General features: G+C 48.4%; 20 protein-coding genes and 2 pseudogenes. 6 read left to right on the top strand and 16 right to left on the bottom strand.

Annotated features, from left to right (window positions below; translation table 11 throughout):
• Positions 1-18 precede the first annotated feature (18 nt).
• Both ACFO8Q_RS22705 and ACFO8Q_RS22700 read right to left on the bottom strand, forming a co-directional pair.
• Positions 19-414 (bottom strand): DsrE/DsrF/DrsH-like family protein, encoded by a 396-nt coding sequence (locus ACFO8Q_RS22705; RefSeq protein ID WP_380029401.1) that lies wholly within the window; start codon positions 412-414, stop codon positions 19-21.
• A 25-nt stretch (positions 415-439) separates the two neighbouring features.
• The gene (locus ACFO8Q_RS22700; RefSeq protein WP_380029399.1) at positions 440-1,021 is read right to left on the bottom strand and encodes a sulfurtransferase TusA family protein; all 582 of its coding nucleotides are present in this window, start codon (positions 1,019-1,021) and stop codon (positions 440-442) included.
• A 310-nt stretch (positions 1,022-1,331) separates the two neighbouring features.
• Between ACFO8Q_RS22700 and ACFO8Q_RS22695 the strand changes: the two genes are divergently transcribed.
• A complete protein-coding gene (locus ACFO8Q_RS22695) occupies positions 1,332-1,697 on the top strand; it encodes a phosphatase PAP2 family protein (RefSeq protein ID WP_380029397.1) in 366 nt (121 codons plus the stop codon).
• 307 nt (positions 1,698-2,004) lie between these two features.
• Complete coding sequence (locus tag ACFO8Q_RS22690) at positions 2,005-3,333, top strand: IS1380 family transposase (RefSeq protein ID WP_380029395.1); 1,329 nt, start codon at positions 2,005-2,007, stop codon at positions 3,331-3,333.
• Between the two features lie 560 nt (positions 3,334-3,893).
• On the opposite strand, the gene ACFO8Q_RS22685 is transcribed toward ACFO8Q_RS22690, so the two are convergent.
• From ACFO8Q_RS22685 to ACFO8Q_RS22660, 6 genes are all read right to left on the bottom strand, one after another.
• Entirely contained in the window at positions 3,894-4,790 is an 897-nt protein-coding gene (locus ACFO8Q_RS22685; RefSeq protein ID WP_380029393.1) for an IS3 family transposase, read from the bottom strand.
• Positions 4,742-5,074 carry a transposase gene (locus ACFO8Q_RS22680; RefSeq protein WP_380029391.1) on the bottom strand — a complete coding sequence of 111 codons (333 nt, stop codon included), beginning with the start codon at positions 5,072-5,074 and terminating at the stop codon, positions 4,742-4,744. The genes ACFO8Q_RS22685 and ACFO8Q_RS22680 overlap by 49 nt, the downstream gene beginning before the upstream one ends.
• A 372-nt stretch (positions 5,075-5,446) precedes the next feature.
• A complete protein-coding gene (locus ACFO8Q_RS22675; protein ID WP_380029389.1) occupies positions 5,447-5,902 on the bottom strand; it encodes a putative iron-sulfur cluster-binding metallochaperone in 456 nt (151 codons plus the stop codon).
• Between the two features lie 127 nt (positions 5,903-6,029).
• The gene (gene arsC, locus ACFO8Q_RS22670) at positions 6,030-6,458 is read right to left on the bottom strand and encodes an arsenate reductase (thioredoxin) (protein WP_380029387.1); all 429 of its coding nucleotides are present in this window, start codon (positions 6,456-6,458) and stop codon (positions 6,030-6,032) included.
• A gap of 20 nt (positions 6,459-6,478) precedes the next feature.
• Positions 6,479-7,534, bottom strand: coding sequence for an ACR3 family arsenite efflux transporter (arsB, locus tag ACFO8Q_RS22665; protein WP_380029385.1), 1,056 nt, complete (start codon positions 7,532-7,534; stop codon positions 6,479-6,481).
• Between the two features lie 16 nt (positions 7,535-7,550).
• Positions 7,551-7,874 carry an ArsR/SmtB family transcription factor gene (locus tag ACFO8Q_RS22660; protein ID WP_380029471.1) on the bottom strand — a complete coding sequence of 108 codons (324 nt, stop codon included), beginning with the start codon at positions 7,872-7,874 and terminating at the stop codon, positions 7,551-7,553.
• A 179-nt stretch (positions 7,875-8,053) separates the two neighbouring features.
• Between ACFO8Q_RS22660 and ACFO8Q_RS22655 the strand changes: the two genes are divergently transcribed.
• The 4 genes and pseudogenes from ACFO8Q_RS22655 to ACFO8Q_RS22640 form a co-directional block, all read left to right on the top strand.
• Positions 8,054-8,506 (top strand): MarR family winged helix-turn-helix transcriptional regulator, encoded by a 453-nt coding sequence (locus ACFO8Q_RS22655; protein WP_380029383.1) that lies wholly within the window; start codon positions 8,054-8,056, stop codon positions 8,504-8,506.
• Between the two features lie 51 nt (positions 8,507-8,557).
• Positions 8,558-9,617: pseudogene (locus ACFO8Q_RS22650) on the top strand (NAD(P)-binding domain-containing protein).
• A gap of 225 nt (positions 9,618-9,842) precedes the next feature.
• Complete coding sequence (locus ACFO8Q_RS22645; protein ID WP_380029381.1) at positions 9,843-10,637, top strand: arsenite methyltransferase; 795 nt, start codon at positions 9,843-9,845, stop codon at positions 10,635-10,637.
• Positions 10,638-10,840: 203 nt separating this feature from the next.
• A pseudogene (locus ACFO8Q_RS22640) lies at positions 10,841-11,182 on the top strand (multicopper oxidase domain-containing protein); the annotation flags it as partial.
• Between the two features lie 92 nt (positions 11,183-11,274).
• On the opposite strand, the gene ACFO8Q_RS22635 reads toward ACFO8Q_RS22640, so the two are convergent.
• From ACFO8Q_RS22635 to kdpA, 8 genes are all read right to left on the bottom strand, one after another.
• Positions 11,275-13,269 carry a C40 family peptidase gene (locus ACFO8Q_RS22635; protein WP_380029379.1) on the bottom strand — a complete coding sequence of 665 codons (1,995 nt, stop codon included), beginning with the start codon at positions 13,267-13,269 and terminating at the stop codon, positions 11,275-11,277.
• 32 nt (positions 13,270-13,301) lie between these two features.
• Complete coding sequence (locus tag ACFO8Q_RS22630) at positions 13,302-13,709, bottom strand: DUF6075 family protein (RefSeq protein WP_380029376.1); 408 nt, start codon at positions 13,707-13,709, stop codon at positions 13,302-13,304.
• 118 nt (positions 13,710-13,827) lie between these two features.
• Positions 13,828-14,247 (bottom strand): sigma factor-like helix-turn-helix DNA-binding protein, encoded by a 420-nt coding sequence (locus tag ACFO8Q_RS22625; RefSeq protein ID WP_380029374.1) that lies wholly within the window; start codon positions 14,245-14,247, stop codon positions 13,828-13,830.
• Positions 14,248-14,682: 435 nt separating this feature from the next.
• Positions 14,683-15,522, bottom strand: coding sequence for an alpha/beta fold hydrolase (locus tag ACFO8Q_RS22620; RefSeq protein ID WP_380029469.1), 840 nt, complete (start codon positions 15,520-15,522; stop codon positions 14,683-14,685).
• Positions 15,523-15,611: 89 nt separating this feature from the next.
• Positions 15,612-17,948: a histidine kinase gene (locus ACFO8Q_RS22615; RefSeq protein ID WP_380029372.1), complete on the bottom strand. Its 2,337-nt coding sequence runs from the start codon at positions 17,946-17,948 to the stop codon at positions 15,612-15,614.
• An 86-nt stretch (positions 17,949-18,034) separates the two neighbouring features.
• The gene (kdpC, locus tag ACFO8Q_RS22610; protein WP_380029370.1) at positions 18,035-18,643 is read right to left on the bottom strand and encodes a potassium-transporting ATPase subunit KdpC; all 609 of its coding nucleotides are present in this window, start codon (positions 18,641-18,643) and stop codon (positions 18,035-18,037) included.
• 31 nt (positions 18,644-18,674) lie between these two features.
• On the bottom strand, positions 18,675-20,705 hold the full coding sequence (gene kdpB, locus ACFO8Q_RS22605) for a potassium-transporting ATPase subunit KdpB (protein WP_380029368.1): 2,031 nt from the start codon (positions 20,703-20,705) through the stop codon (positions 18,675-18,677).
• 13 nt (positions 20,706-20,718) lie between these two features.
• Complete coding sequence (kdpA, locus tag ACFO8Q_RS22600) at positions 20,719-22,401, bottom strand: potassium-transporting ATPase subunit KdpA (protein ID WP_380029366.1); 1,683 nt, start codon at positions 22,399-22,401, stop codon at positions 20,719-20,721.
• Between the last annotated feature and the right edge of the window lie 3 nt (positions 22,402-22,404).

Genomic DNA, 22,404 nt, shown 5'->3' with positions numbered 1-22,404 from the left:
GTTTCCCCCTTTGATGAATTAGAACGTCAAGGACACGTTTGCGTCCTTCGCGAAATTCAAGAACGTGACGGCTCCGCCGACTTCGATTCCTTCAATAAAATCCTCTTTCTTCAGGTTCATGACGTCCATCGTCATTTGGCAGGCGATGATTTTCACGCCCATTTCCTGCGCCATGTTCACCAGTTCCGGAATGGAAGGAATGTTGGCGTTCTTGAAGCCTTCCGCGAAATGCTCTTTGCCTGCGGGCAGCGGAAGCTGGTGATGCGCCTGCTTGTGGATCAGGTTCAGTCCTTCGAAGGTGAAGAAGATCGCCACCTCGGCATCCGTTGCCGCAGATGCGGTCGCGATGTTGAAGACCTTGTAGGCATCGAACAGTCCGCCGTTGCTTGCGATAATCGCTACTTTCGTGCTCATTTGGAATGACCTCCTTGGTCGATGATTAGATTTGAAAGTCCTTTTCCGTCGGGCCGGACCACCCACACATGCCAGGCTCCACGTTCTTCACGTTCTTGAAGCCTTTCTCGGCCAGCAATTGGCAAGCAAGATCGCTGCGTGTTCCCGTACGGCATACTACGTGAATGTCATCATCCGGATTGAGCTCGCCGAGGCGCTCTTCCAGCTCCCCAAGCGGAATGGAGACGGCCCCGGGTATGCGGTTAAACGCGTATTCGGCAGGCTCGCGAACATCGAGCACGGTTACGCTGCCCAGCTTTTTCTCCAGATCTTCATTGGTCACGGTGTGAGGATATTTCTTTTCTTCCTTGATCTCATCCGCGCTCGATTTACGGATGAAGTGCCTGAGCACGTCGCCCTCCTGAATCGTACCCAAATATTGATGGCCGGTATTCTTGGCCCAGCCTTGTATATCAGCCAGTGAACCTTTATCGGTTGCCTGAACCTCGATGACCTGCCCGGATTGCAGCTGATCCATCGCTTTTTTGGTTTTGACGATTGGCATCGGACAGGCCAAACCTTTGCAATCAAGCGTCTGATCGGCTTTGATTTCTGGATGTGCAGTCAAATCGTAACCCTCCTATATTGGTGGTTTTCCGGGGCCTACCTATCCTGTTCGAGTTTACCCAAATGACTTCAAACTCATTATTACGTATACCCCTATACGTATAATAATCGAGTAATGTATTGTTGTCAACTTTGGATTAACTGGGACTCAAGAGATATAAGGATTATAGTTATGAAACCAATATAAAAACAAAAAAACTGACTTTACCAGCTTGCATCCAGAGTTCACTAATTTCTGGAATTGATTTCTGCGTATTAGTTATGTACTCGGGCATTTGTGGACCTAGACGAACATCAGGAGGATTGCCGCTATGAATTATGCTGTTTTTCAATTTATTAACGATTTGTCGGGACATCTTATTTGGCTCGATTCGATTATGATACTTGTAAGCAAATACGGTTTGGAGTTATTTGCTATATGGCTTGGATTCGTGTGGGTACTTGGCGATGATCGATGGAGACATATTGTTGTGCAGTCGGGGTTCGCTGGGATGCTGGCTTTGTTTCTGAATTATGTGATTGCCCAGTTCTATTTTGAGTCTCGGCCGTTTGTAAGCCATTCGGTTCATTTACTGTTCCCTCACGCAGCGGATGCTTCCTTTCCAAGCGATCATACATCGGGGGCATTCACACTTGCATTAATGGTACTTATTTGTAAACGCTGGTCCGGATGGTGAGGCTACAGTATGTTGGCTTTAGAGGTTCCAACAGGGAATTCGCGAGTATATGTTGGCCATCATTATCCGGGAGATGTGATAGCGTCCATCGTAGTAGCTTTTTTTAGCAAGCCTATTGCTTCAAAGCCGTTGGAGTCGCTTTCTACTTTTATAATAGAAAATGTTCAAAAATCTGGGTATCGAAGACCAGTCCTGAATCCGTGATAAAGGTTCTTTGAAAATTAAAGATAATTAAAGGAAAAAGCACCCCCGGTAAAGAAATTAAAAGAAAATCATAACTTTTCCAACTTCACCTGAGAGGTGCTCTATGAAGATCCAATTTGTCCGCTCGAAAGAGCTAATTCTCTCTACTCACGCCGGTTTAGCAACCGTTGGTGCGCTGCTTGCACATACCGGACTTAGAAAGCGACTTAACCATACAAAAATTAAAGGAATGGAGACACCAATTCATTCCCACGCCGATGTCATGAAGAGCTACCTAGGCTTGCTCTGCCAAGGCAAGAGCGACTTTGACCATATTGAGCCATTCCGAAAGGATGACGTATTCTCGATTTGTCTGCAGCTTCAAAAAGTCCCTTCCAGCCCGACCCTTCGTCAGCGGCTGGATGCCGCGGCGCAAACACCGGAATGGAATCGGATTTTGCTTGAGGAATCCGCTGATCTCATTCGCAAGGTAAAGGCTCCATTAACAGGGCTGACAGCAGGTGAAAAGGCTTATGCGCCGCTGGATATCGACGTATCTCCTTTTGACAATTCCGGCACAAAGAAAGAAGGCGTATCTCGTACTTACAAAGGGACTGACGGCTATGCTCCCATCTTTGCCTACCTGGGCCAAGAAGGCTATGGCGTTAATGTGGAACTGCGTGAGGGCAGTGTGCATTGCCAGAAGGGAACAGCCGCATTTTTAGAACAGAGCATCGCATACGCCAAACGTGCAACGGACCTGCCGCTGCTCATTCGCATGGACGCTGGAAACGACAGCGCCGAAAATTTGCATGTTTGTCATCGCGAGAAAGCCGACTATATCATCAAGGCCAATCTCCGCAGAGAACCGAAGGAAATGTGGCTGCGCATTGCGGAAACGACGGGAATCGCCTGCCAGCAGCGCGAAGGAAAAGTCGAATATATCGGCGCGATAGAATTTCGCGAAAAGGGATTCGACCGCCCCCTTCGCCAAGTGTTCCACGTCATTCATCGAACGATTGATCGGGATGGACAAGTGTTGCTGTTCCCGGAAATTGAAGTCAGTGTCTATTGGACTTCACTTCGCTGTGCGCCTTCTCGAGTGATTGAACTCTACCGCGATCATGGTACGAGCGAGCAGTTTCACAGTGAAATCAAAACCGACTTGGACCTGGAGCGCCTGCCAGCCGGGAAGTTTGCAACCAACGATTTAGTGCTGCATGCTGGCCTGTTTGCTTACAATCTCCTTCGGATGATCGGTCAGGAGAGTCTGCGCGAGAATGATTCGCCGATCCGAAACAACGTGCAACGCCGCCGAATTCGCACGGTCATTCAGAACATCATTTATATGGCGGCAAGATTGGTACAACATGCGCGAGGCATCCAATTTAATTTTGGCTGCAACAGTCCATGGTTCCCCGTGATTAGCCGCATCTACCGAGCGTTTACCTGACATATTGGACTTACATACTTGGTCATACGGCCTTGTTTCCCAAGGTCTGTTTCGTTGTCCGCCGAATCAGAATATGGCCATTGAAAATAACGGTCATCTGTCCCAATTATCTCGATTTTACAACAATATCCACATTTTCCTCTGAGCGAAGTTAGACGTCACGGATTCAGGACCAGTTTACATCTAGTCGATTGTTTCCGTCTTGTTTCTACCAGACCAAATTTCCCCATTTTTGAAGGCAGGGTCTAATGCAGTAAAGCGGTAGCCCTAAAAAGGTTACCGCTTTTACTTTGTTGTATTCCGACAAGATCGTCGTCTTTAAGGGGCAAAGGAATGATTCATGCGAGCTACAATTTGTTTTACCAAAGATGTCGCTGTACTTTTGGGATTCGCAATCAATGTCTGTCCAAGAACCTTTGGGTTTACAGAAGAAAACCCCTAGCTTCGTGAAAATCAATATACCACGATGGTTGGAATTCCGCCGCTATCGCTAACCGAAAAAAAGCAGCCGGTAGCGGTGAAGTTACCCCCGTCAAGTAGACAGCTATAAAAGAAGCGCACTAAGCAGCCTTAGTTCGGTACTCCACCGGACTAAGGTTATTTAGTTTCTTTTGGAATCGTTGGTGGTTGTAGAAGCGGATATAGCGGTGGATTTCATCCACAAGCTGCTTCCTGCTGGTGAAGCGGTGGAGCCGGAGCGATTCACTCTTGAAATGGCCGAAGAAGCTTTCCATGCTGGCATTATCGTGACAATTCCCTTTTCGTGACATGCTGGCTTGAATCCCATGTCGTTTTAACAGCAAGCTGTAGGGCTTGGACGTATACTGGAAGCCGCGGTCGCTGTGCAGGAGAAGGCCCCGAGTCTTTCGGTTGCGAATCGCTTTCTTCACCGTATCCAGCACAAGACGAATGTCGTTACGCGCGCCAATCTTGTAGGCAATCACTTCGTTGTTATACAAATCGTAGATCGTCGAAAGGTACAAGAACGATTGGCCAAAGGGGAGGTATGTAATATCCGTGACCCATTTCTCAAGCGGACGTGTCGCCTGGAACTGGCGGTTTAGGACGTTGTCTGAGATCACGTACACCGCCTCTTTTGCTGCGAAATACGGCCGCTTACGCCGAATCACCGAGCGAATGCCCAGTTCCTTCATAAGCCGGTAAACGCGTTTGTGGTTGACCTGGATGCCGTAGAACTTCCTCAGCCAAGTACGTGTGCGCAAGTAACCATAGATCCCGCGTGTCCGCTTTCGGCATTCCATAATCTTAATCTTGAGCTGTTCATTCTCCTGTTGACGAGCTGTCAGCCTTCCCTTGCGGCTACGCCATTTGTAGTAACCGCTTCGAGAGACACCAGCCAGTTGACAGAGCAAAGCGACCGCATAGCGTTGCGCTAGCTCCTCAATGATTACGAACGCTTGCTGTCGCCGTCTGCTCGCCCCCTTTGCAGTGCCCATAACTTTTTTAGATATTCATTCTCCGCACGTAACCGATAAAGCTCCGCTTCCACGCTTTCTTCTCTGGTTCTAGGCCTGCCCTTTAAAGGTCCTGTTGCCTTCCCGCGTTTCTCCTCAAGCCCCTGCGCACCTTCTTCCTGATACCGTCTCTCCCAAAGCTGCAGCATAGATCGGTGAATCCCCAGTTCCTTCGCCACCGTCGTTGCGCTCATGCCCTTTTTTAGATACATATCTACGGCTTTCTGCTTAAATTCCGCTGAGTACGTTTTCCGAATTCCACCCATGAAAAAATCCCCTCCATGTAGACTGTAGTGCCGTTCTTTAGCACTTGTCTACTCGAAGGGGATAATATCACGGCGACGTGACGCTTCATTTTGTTTGCGTTGGAAAGTCCGATTCAAATCAGGAATCTCCCTAATACGCCGCTTATAAGCATTATTACAATATTTTCCATAATAACCTGCCACTACCCTAACTGCGCTCCCTTTTACTCGGCCTCGCAAAATCGACATTTGTACGGTCCTTTGTTATCGAACGAACGGCGAATACGCTTTCAAACAGCTGTAAATAAATGATTTTTTTCTACGCTAAAAATACGAAAAATCCGGTTTTTCCAACTCTAAGGGATTCTGATTTTTTCAGGTTTCCAAAAAAAGTTAACCTTTTTCGAGAGCTCTTACAAAAGCGTTCACGTTACCTAAACAGCAAGCCCCTTGCGGGTTGTTTACCTCACATCCACAGCGCCCAGCCCGAACATGAGCTTTAATTTGGTCAGTTGGTTGTTGGTCGGTTTCTATTGCTTGACTGAGACGCTCTCTCGTCCAATTGAAACAATAACATACAGGCACGCCCATGCTCGGATTCTTTTGGTACACAGGCACTTTCAAGTCGTCCTCGGCAAATGATTGCGAATGATTCCCGCTAAAATAGACGGTAGAGCAAGCAGAGTTCGAACAAAATACATAAGAGTTATCGGGTTCAATGGTTTCTAAAGCAGAAGCTTTAAGCAGGGACTTAAGCGTTATGAGTTGCACGTTCTTACCTCTTGTACCGCAGGAAGGGCACTCCTTCTTAGCGACACCTTCATGATTGGATGATGTACAGCAATCCATTCTAAACCACTCCTCTTGTAGACGTAAATGGGCCTAAGGGTGAGGATATATTTTTTCTTTTCTCATTTAATCCTGCCCATGGAGTAATGACAATGTTTAGTCTACAACTTTACATTCCCGTTCAAATTTACCGTCCTTCGGCTAGAAACTTTTCGATACGCGACTTAATCGCATCCCGAACCGCTCGAAATTGGCTCATGATTTCTTCCTCGGTGCCGGTCGCCTTGGCCGGATCATCGAACCCCCAATGCCACTTCACGACGTTTTTATTCGAAATCACCGGACAATGTTCGTCTGCATGGCCACATAACGTAATCACATAGTCAGCCCGATTCAAAATCTCCGGATCGATAACATCCGATGTATGGCCGCTAATATCGACGCCAGCTTCCTTCATCACCTGGACGGCACGGGGATTCAGCCCATGTGCCTCCAACCCGGCGCTTTTTACTTCGTAGCGATCATTACCGAGCGCCTTCAACCAGCCATCCGCCATTTGGCTGCGGCAAGAGTTTCCCGTACAAAGAAAATAAACGAGTTTTTTGTTATCTGACATGGTGAATCCTCCTGTTTATGTTAAGCTGCTTGCTTTGAAAAATACTTCCGCTGGAATCGGAGCGCGACGTTGACTAAGGCAATCATCACAGGGACTTCCACAAGAGGACCGATGACGGCCGCAAATGCTGCGCCGGAATGAATACCAAACACCCCGACGGCAACGGCAATCGCCAGCTCGAAGTTATTCCCCGAGGCGGTAAATGCCAGTGTAGAGGTGACCGGATACCCAGCCCCGGCTTTTTTGCCCATGAAAAACGAAATCAAGAACATGACGACAAAGTAAATCAAGAGCGGAATCGCGATCCTCACGACATCGAAAGGCAATTGAATAATCATTTCGCCTTTCAGCGAGAACATGACGATGATCGTAAACAATAACGCGATCAGTGTAATGGGACTGATTTTCGGAATAAAGACGGTTTCGTACCAGGACCGCCCTTTTACTTTTACAAGCGAATAGCGAGTAATCATTCCGGCCAGAAACGGTATCCCTAAATAAATAAACACGCTCTTGGCGACTTCGGCCATCGTAATGTCAACAACGACGCCCTCCAACCCGAACCGTCCCGGCAAAATCGTAACAAAGATATAGGTGTAGGCAGAGTAAAACAAAACTTGAAAGATCGAGTTGAAAGCAACGAGTCCCGCCGCGTACTCGGCATCCCCTCTGCACAAATCGTTCCAAACGATAACCATTGCAATACAGCGAGCTAAACCGATCATAATCAGCCCAACCATATATTCCGGATAGCCTTGGAGAAAAATAATAGCCAAGAAAAACATTAAGATCGGGCCGATAAGCCAGTTTTGAATCAATGAAATGGTTAACACTCTGCCATTTCGAAAGACACGGCCGATTTCTTCGTATCGTACTTTCGCCAGCGGCGGATACATCATTAAAATGAGACCAAGCGCAATCGGTATCGATGTGGTTCCAACTTGAAACTCATTCAAACCGGCGACAAAGTTAGGAAATACGTAACCCAAGCCAATTCCTATCGCCATCGCAACAAAAATCCATAACGTCAAATAGCGGTCCAGAAATGAGAGTTGCTTTTTCTCTTGTTTACTCACTTGCTGTACACCCCTTTTACTCGCATGTAACCGTCAGTCCTTGTTGCTCCAATTTCCGCAGTTCCTCGGATAGATCAGGCAAATGGGACAGAGCATAACCAATTTCCTCTACCCGCTTCTCATTGATGGAGTAGAACACCCATTGCCCCTTTCGCGTTTCGCGGACCAGTTCAGCCGTTTTTAGACGGCTTACATGTTTAGAAATGGCTGGCTGGGAAATGTTAAAGATGGGAACCAGTTCACACACGCAGCAATCGCGAATACGGAGCAAAGAAAGGATTTTCAGCCTTGTCGGATCGGCAAGAGCTTTCAGAATATCCGCTATCTTTTCAAACTCCATTGTCATGATTATCACCCCACACCAAAAACTATATAACCATATTGTTATTTATATATAAAAAAAGGTCAATACCGAAATTTCCGTCCCCCCCTCTCAACCCATTTCCTGAGATAAAGGCAAAATTAATACTTGCAAATTGCAAATAAATGCGATATAACTGTTTCATGAGGTGAAGCACCGTGGAAAATGTACGCGAATTATTTCAAATCATGACTCGTCGCTTTGGCTTTCTGAATAAAAACTGCTGTTCTGCCGGTGGCTGCGACATTTCCTTAATTCAAAGCCATATCCTTTACGAAATTGATCGCCAGCACAAGCCTTCCATCCAGCAAGTAGCAGAGGCATTAGGGACTGATATCACGACATTCAGCCGACAAGTCCAATCGTTAATCAAGATGAAATTAGTGAAAAAAACGCCCGATCCAGACGACCGGAGGATAAATCTACTTTCCCTAACGACGGAAGGCAAGTATGTTGCGGCGTCGATTGACCAACAAATGAACGACTATTTAAACGAAATCTTTTCGCACATGAACGATTTTGAAAAAGATACCGTCATTCGCTCGATCAAGCTATTAAACGAAACGATGGCGAAATCCGGCCAATGCTGTTCAACCCCTTCTTGTGGGTGATCTTTTTTTCTACAATAATTGCAATTTGCAAATAATTCGAGGGGGATTGGAATGTCAGCGATTTTCGATGCAATCGTTATCGGGGGTGGGCAAGCCGGTCTTGCTTCCGGATATTACTTGAAGAAGAACGAACTGCAATTTTGATCCTGGAAGCAAGCGAACAGGCAACCAGTTCTTGGCCACATTATTACGATAGTCTAAAGCTGTTTTCGCCATCTCGGTTATCATCATTGCCGGGCATGAAGATACCCGGAACTGCAACCCACTACCCATTACGAAACGAGGTGATCCAGTATCTAAAGTCGTATGCCCAGCGCTTTGACTACCGATCCGGACCAACCAGAAGGTTGTTGCCGTGGAGAAAAGCGAGTACGGTTTTACGATCCGAAAGGCAGCAGGAGACGAATATGAGACGCGAACGATCATCAATGCGACAGGCTCCTTTCATAATCCCTATACGCCGAACATCAGCGGAAAGGAAGTCTTTCAAGGAGAAGTCCTTCACTCTTCCGCGTACCGCAATCCGGATTGTTACCGGGGGCAACGAGTGGTCGTCGTCGGGCGCGGAAATTCTGCGGTTCAAATTGCAATAGAGCTTGCCGACAGCAGCCATACATTGCTCGCCGTTCTTCGGCCCGTTCAGCTTACGAAAACAAAAGTATTGGGAATTAACCTGCACTTTTGGATCAGAGCCGTCGGCTTGGATACCTTTCCATTCTGGCGATTTGGCAAAAAGCCTCCAAGTCCGAGTTCCGTTGCCGATTTAGCCGATTACCGAGCAAGATTAACGGCTGGGAAGCCGGATCAACGGGCTATGTTTGCCTCTTCTTACTCCGAGGGCGTCGTCTGGCCAGACGAAACCAAAGAACCGGTACAAACCGTCATCTTTGGACCGGGTATCGTCCCGATCTGTCTTCCCTTCATCCCATCGGGGCGCTTGACGCCGAAGGGAAACCGTTACAGACAGCAGGAATCAGCCTTTCCGTTCCGGGACTGTATTATGTCGGTTTGGAAGGACAGCGTTCCTTGCTTCCGCCACATTAAGGGGGAGGGGCCGGACGCGAAATATGTTGTTCGCAAGTTACGGCGTTACGTGAAAAATCACCTTTAGGAAGGCTAGTTCCCATGAACTTGAATTGGTTCGCCGCGGAGTACCTTATGAAACAGGAACAGCGTGAAATAGAGCGCTCGGCACGGGAAGCCTGGAAATGGCAAAATCCCAAGGAGTTATCAAGCCGGTTCCTTTGGAGACGGCAACTCACGATAGCAAACACAGCAGCTTGTTGCACCCCTAGCTGCTGCTGATTTGATAAAAAAGTTGAAGGAGAGATAGTTCATGAATCAAGTAACGAACGATCAAATTCGCCAAAATGTACGCAGCTGGTATAAAGAAATCGCCTTGCAAGAAGTGGAGTCGGGTTCGTGCTGCTCGCCAGCTTCAAGCTGCCGTGGATCGGCAAATGACGTTTCTTCGCAGTTGGGCTATTCATCCGAAGAATTAACCACTGTGCCGGACGGTGCCAATCTTGGCCTCGGTTGCGGCAATCCGCAAGCCATCGCGGAGCTTAAACCGGGAGAAGTAGTATTGGACCTCGGTAGCGGCGGCGGTTTCGATTGTTTTCTGGCGTCTCGGCAAGTCGGGGAAACGGGCCATGTGATCGGGGTCGATATGACGCCGGAAATGGTGAGTCGCGCCCGCAACAATGCCGTCAAAGGCGGGTTCACGAACACGGATTTTCGGCTAGGGGAAATCGAGCATTTACCGATCCCGGATCAAACGGTGGATGTTATCATTTCCAACTGCGTCATCAATCTTTCGCCGGATAAACTGCAAGTGTTTGATGAAGCATTCCGCGTCCTGCGCTCCGGTGGGCGTCTGGCCGTTTCCGATGTCGTGATGACGGCAGAGCTTCCTGCGGAAATCAAAAACGACTTGGATGTTTTTTATTCGGGGTGCATATCGGGGGCTTCGTCCGTTGACGAACTGAAGACGATGCTAACGCAAAGTGGATTTAAGGATGTGGTGGTCGAACTGAAAGAGGAATCCAGGGCGTTTATTAAAGATTGGGTTCCTGGGTCGAAGGTGGAAGATTGCATTGCCTCTGCCGTTATAAAAGGAGTTAAACCATAACCCAATCGGCACAGCTATAGATCATAAGTAAAGCAAAGCAGTTCTATCGTTGTTTGGATAGAACTGCTTTTATTTGGTTAGCTCGCCATTGCCCGGCATGTCTTTACACAGGAGAAGCAGGCTTCAGCACACCGCATACGTATTACAAATGACTTTTCCGTAAAGCCAATCTAACTGCTACATAGGAGACAACACCTACTGCGGATACCGTTCCGATAAACGTCAAAAAAGGAGATACCGCCAAAGTCCGCCTAGTCAATAACTTGAAAAGCGACGACCATCCGATGCATCTACACAGGCACCTCTTCCAAGTAATAAACAAGAACGGGAAACCGTTTGAAGGGTCCCCCGTTATTAAGGATACGTTGAATTTGAAGCCGGGCGAAGAATACGTTGTTGCATTTGAAGCAGATAATCAAGGGAACTGGATGTTCCATTTTCACGATCTTCATCATGCTTCGTCTGGTATGGTAACGGAATTAAAATATACAGACTATAAGACTGATTTTGTTGCAGACCCGAATGCAAGAAATAAACCAGAGTAATACAAAAATAAAAAATGAGCGCTTACCCGTAACCTGGCCAATTCGTCACATCGGCTCCATTGCGCCATTTTGGGCGTTGGTTCTTGATTTCGCTATTTTTGTGCCGACAGGGAGGAATCTTGTTGCGAAGAATCAGAAAGACTCGGCCTGCCGAACAACACCTGTTTATCCGAATCAAACAAGTCGCGGTAGACGACCTGTTCTCTACTGGAGGAAGCGTCCACTACTTTGCCGTCTCCCGCATAAATGCCGACATGCGTAATATCCATGAATCTGCCATTACGCTCGTAGCTCCAAAAAACAAGGTCGCCCGGAACCAAATCCGCCGCGCTTACGGTCAGGCCATCCTCCACGCAAAATCTGGCCTGCTCAGCTGCGGTTCGCGGCAAGCTAATACCTAGCTGATGATAAACCCATTGGATGAGATAGCTGCAATCCGTATAGTTATCCTGTCCAGCCTTCGGTTGGCTGTACGGATCGCCTAGACGAGTCAGCGCCAACTTGACGGCTTCACTGCCCAATTCGCCTTCGGGCAATTGCTGTTGAACCAAATCAAGCTGCTCCGGCGTCAAACCAACATCCGCATCTTTACCAAGTATCGCAAACATAAGCGGGCGAAACTCCTCGGACAGCATCTCCTTCATTAATTCCATCTGTTCATTTGTAAAGCGATACATATCTGCCTGTTGTTCCGCAGTATGGCTAGCGATCGTAATATGCAAAATACGTTCATACCAGGTAATTGTCTCTTCGCTTGTACTCCCGTCCTCATGTTCTTCCATAACCGTTTCCTTATGTTCTATCGTCTCAACACGAGATTCCAGCGAATTCATATCCCAAAACACCGATCGAATGATACCGATTCTTGTTGCATCAAGCGTAGCCACATCCATTCCGTTTTCCGCATCCATGACGGTCTTCACGGCAAAGACGGCGATAATGTCCATCCAGTTATCGATCCGCGTATTGTCCGCGCTGCCAGGATAATGATATTCCACCCGGTCTACATTGCCAGCGGATCGCTGCATATCTACCAGTCGGGCGGCGAATTCATCGTCTATTTCCTGAACGATTCGGGTAAGCGGCTTTACATCGGCATCCGTATTTTCACCAGACACAAAGATACCGAACGGAGAGGAAATGACAGAGGCTACCGCCATGATAATGCACAAAACTACAATTACCGAACCGCTGATCCCCAAAAGCGCCGTCAATCCCTTGACAAGAAAGGCGGTGGCTCTTACAACCATTTTAACGATAAGGCGATTCAATCTCGCGCCTGCTCGCGCGGTTTGAACGGACCGGCGGGCAGACATCGCCATCTGCGCAGCCCGCTGAGCTTCCTTGACGGCATTCATTCTCCCTTCAGTTTGAGCATCCGAATAATTGTTAGCGTGATCTAACCGATGCCCATTTTTTATAAATGTCGCTAACGTCTTGAAATTTTGCGCTTTCCGTTTGATCGTATGACCTGATTGTTTCATTATAGTAGACGGGACTCGGGTTAACGGATTCACGCGTCCATTTGCTGAATGAGATACCGCGGCGGAGAATGTTTCCTTCTTCCCGACCGGTTTTAGAGGGCCGATATCCCGTTTTCGCACCCGCTCAGGAGATCTGCTTGTTCTAGAACGATACAGAAGCCGGGCATTGACCCGGCTCTGTATAAAACGTTGTTTTCCTGGATGCAAGCCAGAAGACAAGACGTATTTTCCATCAACCGGCTTACGAAGATGTATCCTACGGTCAAGTCGCGGTGTACGCGCAATCGAAGACTCCGTATTAGCATCAATTGGGTTCTGACTTGTGACAGAATTACCATCTGGAAACGGCTTCCTTTTTAGAATGTGCCGAATCAATCTCTTGTTGATAAGCACACTCATCCCCATTTGGGCACGTATCGTTTTTTTCGTAGCCGCTGCGGACTGGCGCTGCGCATATTCAACTGGAGTCTGGGAAGTCGTCTTGTCATGATCAACCTGCCGCTTGGCACGAGCGCTTGAACGCCTTACACGATGCAATACGTTCGGTAATCTGTCCAAACGTTTGATGTCTTTCACAACATTCCTCGTTTTAATTTCCTTCATCGTCCCATTTCACTCCCAATGTCGGCAGCCATTCAGCGAATTTGTTCGGCCAGCCGTTTGATCGTTCTCTCGTGACTTCGGCAATATTCGGGATAACGAAGACGAATCGCTTCAAAAAAGTAGGGAGCATAGCTGCAATCGAATAATTCGTGGGGAGTAGAGTAACGTTCGCTGCCTGCTTCGGTCCAGCCGTTCCACAGATTAAAGGCGAGCCGACACACTCGAATGGTGCTGCCGGTTTGCCAAGGGGCCGAAAGACCCTCGGGCTTAATGCCGCCATTAGAAAAATCATACAAATCGCGGATATGACTTCTGGTTTCTCGGGAAATGCCCAATGTATAGAACAGCGACCGGTGGTAGCCATCGCTGCATTTCCTTTCATCCAGTATCTGAACATAAAACTTCTCGTGTTCCTCATCTCGAAATCGAATCGGATGCATCGTCACATACCCCTTTCATGGAGAATGCAGCGGCTGGTTGCAACCAACCGCTGACTGAACATGGTCCTCTATATAACAGTTCATTTTGGCAGGAAAATCGGACCCTCCGACGAAACGATTAGATGTTTTTCAGCAAGTATTCCATTTGTTTCAAGCCTCTTTGGATAGATTTACGAACCGCCCGCTCATCGACATGTTCGGCTCTGGCAATAGCGACTTTGCTCATGCCTAGGAAATAATGGGCATAAATCCGTCTGGCGGATTTCACCGGCAATTGGCACATAGCTTCATAAAGTTGCTGCCATGAAAGTTTGCGCTCGTAAACCTCCTCCGGTGAAATCGAAAGAAATAAAACATGCTGCTCAATCCCATCGTTGCGATCAAGCGAATAATAGGCCCGATGGCGATACGTTCGCAGTCTGTAGGCGCTTTCTTCCAAGTCGAAGCGGCGTATTTCATGAGCAACTTCTTCATCCACATCAACCCATACATCCGTCTTAAAAAAAGGATACATATCCCGCAAATTCATCTTTTTCATTCAAGTCCCTCCATTTTGGTTTGTTGGCAAACCAAAACAGAAGGGGGAGAACGACAGCCAGCGTTACCTTTTATGCATTTGTGTAATAGCTGAAAAAAACAAAAAAGACCTTGCCGCAGAGCATGCCAACTCTCCATTGCGGCAAAGTCTGAAAATGATATCCATCGTTGATGTGGTAGAAACCGTACTAGTAGGACAGACACATAAAGAGACCGCTGCATGACATTGCAGGCATCTGAGAGCACATAATATCAGCTCCATCTCACATGGCAACACCGCTGCGAGAAGAAAGATAGTCTGTTATTATGTTGGTGCTGTCATACGTTTTTTGTCCAAACGCTCCTTTTTATCTCGAACTCAGCCGGTTATAGGTCATTTGTTCGATGAAATTGAACTTACAAAACGACATTTTTTGGCGCCGTGCATAAACTCCTTTCAAAAGGGGACTTGATACCCTTGCATATAATTGTTATCACCTTTGTTCAAACGATTATCCTCTAAAAAGCATTGGACAATCTCATTAAATCGTTGTGGTTGGCACAAGTTGCTTGGGTTACAGGAATCCTCAATGACTTGTAAACGAGCATTGGACAATAGCCCTGCAGTTTCATTCATTTGCCTGATAACTGAATAGGAATGGTCCCCGGCAATACAAAGCGCGGGCACTTTAATTTGCGGCAAGAACGGGGTGAAATCAATCCCCCTGACCGCCAGGCGCTGTTTATACCATTCTCCAGATCTTTTTTGCAGCATTCCCTTTCGAATTGCACGATAAGCCAAGTCCCACTTATAATAAGTGATCTTCATCGAGCGTAAAAAGAATTCACCTGGCAAATAATACGAAAGCGAACTGATGAGATCGATCATGGAGACGAATTTGCCAAGCATAGTTGTCCTGACATTTGTACTCAAGCTGTCTGAAATAACGATTGCGCTTACTTGGTTTGGATACAAATTCGAGAATTTCTGAGCAATGATTCCACCATAGGAAACGCCAACAATTACAGCTTTTTTAATTCCCAAATACCCCAGGAGGAGACTTAGATCCTCACACTGGGTTTCTATAACTCTTCCAACCGGAACTATCAAATTTCCAGACTGTCCGTTTCCTCTCAGATCAAGGAACACAGTTTGATACGATTGTTTAAAATAATTTTTTTGAATTTCAAACATTTCATGTGTTAGTCCAAGACTATGAATAAAGACGAGGGATGTTCCTCGACCACAAACTTCATAATATAGCGAAGTTCCATTCACTTTCCAAAGTGGCAACATTCCCAACTCCTTTTCGTTAACATCTATTAACTTTTTTCCATTAACTATCTGCTAAAACGTAATTATCTTTCATGAGACGACAAGATATGTTACCCTTCATCTTGATAATAGCAAGCCTCAATATCCGCAATCACCAACACATCCATATGGCGTCCATAACGCAGAATCGGCTTGATTACGGATCGTTTCCATATTTTTTCCCACAAGGTCCGCTTCGATTGCCCGACAATCATCTGCGTACTTTGGATATCGTTGGCTTTATTCAGCAAGAGGTATGGAATCTGCCTTCGGCTCCGGGCAAACAGCATCATAAACTTACCGCCCAACCGCGCTGTCAAGTCTTCCAGCACTTTGATGCGTTTTTTCAACTCATCAGCAACCTCAGCATGATCGTGAACATACGTTACAACCCAGTCGGCCTTCAAACGATAAGCAATTCGAAACCCCCGCCTGATCAAGCGCTCTGCATTGGTGCTTAATGTTACCCCGACGAAGACCGTCTCCTGCTTTCTCCAAGGTCCGCGAAGCGAATCGTTTCTTTCCCAGGCTTCCAATCGTTCGTCCACATCGTCGGCGATTTCCCGTAGCGCCAATTCACGCAAAGCAATCAAATTGCCCGTTCGGAAGAAATGGTTCAAGGCCTGATCCACTTTATCCAGCGCATAGATTTTTCCTTCCCGCATTCGTTGCTGCAGCGTTTTTGGATCGACATCAATGAGCTCGACTTCATCGGCCATGCGCAACACGTGGTCGGGGAGGGTTTCCCGAACTCGCACGCCGGTAATCTGTTCAACCGCATCGTTCAAACTTTCCAAATGCTGTACGTTCATCGTCGAAATAACGGAAATGCCTGCGTTCAAAATATCTACAATATCTTCGAATCTTTTTTTGTTTTTACTGCCGGGCACGTTCGTATGTGCCAGTTCATCCACGAGTACGACTTCCGGATTGCGGCGAATGATGGACTGGACGTCCAGTTCTTCCAGATTCGCTCCACGATACTTCAACTTCGCCCGCGGGATCGTTTGCAGCGAACCGACTTGCGCTAACGTTTCTTTTCGTCCATGCGTTTCGAGAAGTCCAATGACGACGTCAATGCCTTTCTTCTGCAAATCGTTCCCCTCGCGAAGCATCGCATACGTTTTCCCGACCCCGGGGGCGGCGCCGATGAGCACCTTGAATCGTCCTCTCCTGATTTCCCCTATTTTTCGCTCCACTTCCTGATCGCTTAGCCTGCGGTAGCGATCATCCGACCGACCTTCCGTCAGCATTTTGGTCGGCAGTATCCGCTCTCCTTCCTTTTCAGCACGATCCGCAACGAAGTAGATATCCGTATGTCTCGATTTTTTAAGGATGCCGTTTGCAATCGATCCCCGCCACAGCTCCTGCCAGCGATTTTGCTTGGAATGGCCGAGTACAATTCTCGTTGCCTGATGCTGGACTGCGTAATGAGCCAACATGCCGGGGAGCTTCCTTTTGCTTGACAGTGGGAGTTCTTCGAATTTAGCGCCTATTTTTTCGGCCAATTTCACGATGGAACGCTTAAATGCAGTTGCTTCGCGAGACAGCATTTTTTTCGGATGGACAAATGTGACGATCATCAAATCGCCGCCCAACCGTTTGGCGATTTGTTGACCGCGGCGAATATGAATGGACCCGTTCCAGTAATATTGCGCTGCGACAAGAATGCGTTCGGCCGTTCCGGAAGGTCCGGTTAATCCTTGCTCCATGCGGTATTTCTCAAGAGAATCGTTGACGTCTTCCGCCACAAGCCGCAAAGCCAGTTCTCTCAGTTTTCCAAAGTTGCTTCGTTGGAACAACATAGGCGAGGAATCGCCATTGACGTGCCCTTCCTCAAGCCGCTTCAGCATCGTTTCCGGAGATACATCGATCAATTGAATTTCATCCGCCATCTCCAAAGTGTCCGCCGGAACGGTTTCCTCCACCACGACACCAGTCCATTTTCTCGCCAGTTCCGTTGCTCCTTCAAATTCGTACACATTGACGGTCGTGATCACGCTGATTCCATGACCGAGCAAGAATTGGATATCTTCGAGACGAGTTGGAAACCGTGCTCCTTCCCGATTGCGATGGGCAAGCCCGTCGACTAACACCACTTCCGGATTGCGCTTTACCAGCGCCTCGAGGTTCAGGTCTTTGCGTTCTATGCCATCCTTGATCCAGTGAATGCTTGGCACCCGTTCCAGATCTCCGAGCTGCTCCACCGTTTCAGGCCGCTGTCTTGTCGAAACCGCACAAATGACGACATCGATTCCCTGCTGCTTCAAATGCTGACCTTCCTGAAGCATGTGGTACGTTTTACCCGAACCGCTGACCGCGCCGATATAGATTTTGAGCCGACCGCGGTGCAGCTTGGAAATGGAGTACAGGATTTCTTCCGGCGTCTTTCTGCGAAAACTTCCCACTCTTGTTCCCCCTTGCGCAATCTCTATACTAAAATGCGATAACCCCGCCTATTTGGCCATAGGCAGGGCTCGCAGATGATATTTAACTATTTCATAAGTTCGCGCAGCGCGATGTTCAATTTCAACACATTGACTCTTGGATCCCCGAAAATCCCCAAATCCCGTCCTTCGGTATGTTCTTGTACCAGTTTCTCGAGCTCGCTCGAAGACAAACCGGTCAACTTGCTGATACGCGGAATTTGCACGTTGGCGGATTCTGGCGTAATATGGGGATCCAGCCCTGAACCGGAGTTCGTGATCAAGGCAATCGGCAATTGGCTAACAGGAACGTCCGGATTGTTTGCCTTCCACGCTTCAACGGATTCCTCCGTCCTTTTCAGCAAGTCCGGGTTCGATGGCCCGTAATTGTTGGAACCGGAGGCTTCCGCTTTGTATTCAATGCTGGAGACCCGGCCTTGAAAATATTTTGGATCGGTAAAGTTTTGCCCGATTAATTCGGAACCGATGATTTCTCCGCTGCTGCTTTTGATCAAACTGCCGTTAGCCTGATCTGACATCAAAAGTTGCGCGATGGCGGTGCAAACGAGCGGATACACAATTCCGCATAGCAAGATGAACAACAAACTGAGCCGAATCATGGAAAACAAGTAAGATCCGCGGGAAAGTCCCTGAACATGCTGCTCTGAATGATTCATTCCATTTCAATCCTCTCTGTATTCGTTTCAACTATACCCATAAGTGAACGACCATGTCGATCAATTTAATCCCGACGAACGGCGCGATGACTCCGCCCAATCCATAAATAAGCAGGTTCCGGCTGAGCAATTGGGCGGAACTCATCGGTTTGTAGGCAACGCCCTTCATGGCCAACGGAATAAGCAACGGGATAATGATCGCATTAAACACAAGCGCCGACAAAATGGCCGACATTGGTGATCCGAGTCCCATTACATTCAATACGTTCATTTCCGGAATCGCCTGCATGAACATGGCCGGGATAATGGCAAAATATTTGGCGATGTCGTTCGCCACGCTGAAGGTAGTCAGCGCGCCGCGCGTCATTAGCAGCTGCTTGCCGATCGCCACCACTTCAATGATCTTCGACGGATCGGAGTCAAGATCGACCATGTTGGCCGCTTCCTTGGCTGCCGTCGTGCCGCTGTTCATCGCAAGCCCAACGTCCGCCTGCGCCAGCGCAGGGGCATCGTTCGTTCCGTCACCCGTCATGGCCACCAGCTTGCCGGCCGCCTGTTCCCGCTTGATCACGGCAATTTTGTCTTCCGGTTTGCTTTCGGCGATAAAGTCATCCACACCGGCCTCGCGTGCGATCGTCGCTGCTGTCAGCGGATTGTCTCCTGTACACATGATCGTTTTGATTCCCATTTTTCGCAGCTGATCGAAACGCTCCCGCATGCCGGGCTTCACCGTATCCTTCAAATAAATCAACCCGTAAATTCGATTGTCGACGGCAACGGCGAGCGGTGTTCCGCCCTCCGATGCGATTGCGTTCCCTTTTTGGTCCAAATCGGCGGGAATCACTCCCCCCTTTGCGCTAACCCAAGCCTTGACCGCGTCAACCGCGCCTTTACGAACTTTGCGTCCGTCCGGTAAATCGATTCCGCTCATGCGAGTTTCCGCTTTAAATTCAATGAACTCCGCGCCTTCGACCGCATTTGCCGGATACGAATACCCTTCTTTTTTCATGAGTTCGAGTACGGATCGGCCTTCGGGCGTTTCATCCTTCACCGAACTGACGGCCGCCCATTCGGCTACCGTCTCCACGGATTCATCCCCAACGGCGATGAACTCACTGGCCATCCGGTTCCCAAACGTGATCGTACCGGTTTTGTCCAAGATCATCGTATCGATGTCGCCTGCCGCTTCAACCGCTTTTCCCGACATGGCCATTACATTGAAACGGGTCACACGGTCCATCCCGGCAATGCCGATCGCGGATAATAAACCGCCGATCGTCGTTGGGATGAGACACACGAGCAGCGCGATCAAAACGGGAATCTCCAGTTTAATCCCAAGATAGTCGGCCATCGGGGCCAAAGTCACTACTACGATCAGGAAAATCAGCGTTAGGCTGACAAGCAGGGTATTCAACGCGATTTCGTTCGGCGTTTTCTGCCTCTTCGCGCCTTCGACCAGTGCGATCATGCAATCGATAAACGATTCTCCAGGGTCGTTTGTAATCCGTACGGTAATCTGGTCGCTAACGACCCGTGTGCCGCCGGTCACAGAGCTGAAATCGCCGCCGGCTTCTTTAATAACGGGAGCGGATTCTCCGGTAATGGCTGATTCGTCCACGGAAGCCAAGCCCTCAATGACCTCTCCGTCACCCGGAATCATTTCCCCTTGCGAGACAATCACAATATCGCCTTTGCGCAGTTCCGTGGACGGAATCACCTTCACACTGTTGCCGATTACTTTATTGGCCATGATTTCTTTTTTCGTCTTCTTCAGCGTGTCAGCCTGCGCTTTCCCTCTGCCTTCAGCCAATGCCTCGGCGAAGTTGGCGAACAGTACGGTAAATAGCAGAATCAGAAAAACCGCCAGATTAAATCCACCTCGTCCTTGGGTACCGAAGTAGCCCGGAAACAGCGTCATCAACAACACAACGAACGTTCCTGCTTCGACGACGAACATGACCGGATTTTTCATCATGACAACCGGATTTAATTTGATAAAACTGTCCATGATCGCCTTTTTTACGATCTCGGCGGACAACATGTTTTTTTGTTTCGTATTCATGATCTCACCTCTTCTATTTCAGGAGCGTCAAATGCTCTGCGATCGGACCGAGCACAAGGGCGGGCAAAAAGGTCAAAGCTCCGATAATCAGTACGGTACCGACGAGAATACCCGCAAATAATTTGGTGTCCGTGCGGAACGTTCCGATCGTTTCCGGCACCCATTGTTTCGCCGCCAGGGAACCGGCTACGCCGAGCAGTGCCACAATAGAAATGTAACGTCCGAACAGCATGACAAGTCCCGTAGAAACGTTCCAGAACGTCGTATTGTCGCCCAAACCTTCGAAGCCGGAACCGTTGTTCGCGGCGGAAGACGTATATTCATACAGTACCTGCGAGATGCCATGGAAGCCGGGATTGCTGATGGCCCCTTTCCCCAAATCCGTCAAAAAGGCGATTGCCGAGGGCGCCAAAATAATAAGCGGGTGAGCTAAAATAGCGATGGCGACTAGTTTCATTTCCCGGGCTTCGATTTTTCGCCCCAAGAATTCGGGCGTACGGCCGACCATCAGTCCACAAAGGAAGACGCCCAATATCGCATACATCAGCATGTTCACCAACCCGACCCCGTCGCCGCCGAACACGCAGTTTAGCATCATTTGCGCCAGCGGCACAAGACCGCCCAGTGGCGTAAGCGTGTCGTGCATGTTATTGACGGAACCGGTTGTCGCCGCGGTCGTAACCGTTGTAAACAAGGCCGACTGCGCAATCCCGAACCGGACTTCCTTGCCTTCCATGCTTCCTTGCGAAGCGTCGATTCCGAGCGCATTCAGTGCCGGGTTCCCCCGCAATTCCGACGTGTACACAACCGAGAGGAAGGCGACAAACAAGATAAGCATCGCGCTGAAGATGACCCATCCTTGTTTTTGATTTCGCGCGAATCTGCCGAATGTATACGTCAATGCGGCCGGAATACACCACATCGACAGCATTTCAATCACGTTCGTCAGCGGATTCGGATTCTCAAACGGATGCGACGAATTGGCACCGAAGAATCCTCCCCCATTCGTTCCCAGGTGCTTGATCGATACGAGGGAAGCCACCGGACCGATCGCGATTTGTTGCGTCCCGCCTTCAAGCGTTGTCGCTTGAACGGTCGGACTAAGCGTTTGCGGCACCTTTAAAGCCACAAGCGCCAGCGTCACGATGATCGCCATCGGGATGAGCAGACGGGTATGCGCTTTGACAAAATCGGTGAAGAAGTTGCCGAGCGTTTTCCCTTTGCTTGTCAAGCCGCGAATGAATGCAATCGCTACGACGATGCCGGATGCCGCCGATGTAAACATCATCATTATAATGACAGCCATTTGTGAAAAATAGGACAGACCCGTTTCACCGCTGTAGTGCTGCAAGTTTGTATTTGTCATAAAACTGATTACGGTGTTGAAGGATAGCGTCGCCTCCATGTTGTCAATACCATTTGGGTTTAATGGCAATCCTTTCTGGATGCGTAAAATGAAGTAACTAACCGCCACCAAAATTACGTTGGTTAATATCAAACTGAGTGTGTACCGTTTCCAGTTCATTTCGGCGCGGTTTTTCAAACCGGTCAGCCCGTAGATCAACTTCTCGACCGGTCCGAATACGCGATCCATCCGGTTGGGCTGATTGGAAAACACGTGAAAGATGTACGTTCCCAACGGTTTGACCAGCAAAACTAAAATCAGAATGACCGCTGCCAGTTGCAAAATGGCCATTTT

Origin of the sequence: Effusibacillus consociatus, from assembly GCF_042652925.1 — a bacterium.
Classification (GTDB): domain Bacteria; phylum Bacillota; class Bacilli; order Tumebacillales; family Effusibacillaceae; genus Effusibacillus; species Effusibacillus consociatus.
Note: the sequence above shows the minus strand (reverse complement) of the source record. Positions and strands in the feature narration are given on the sequence as shown.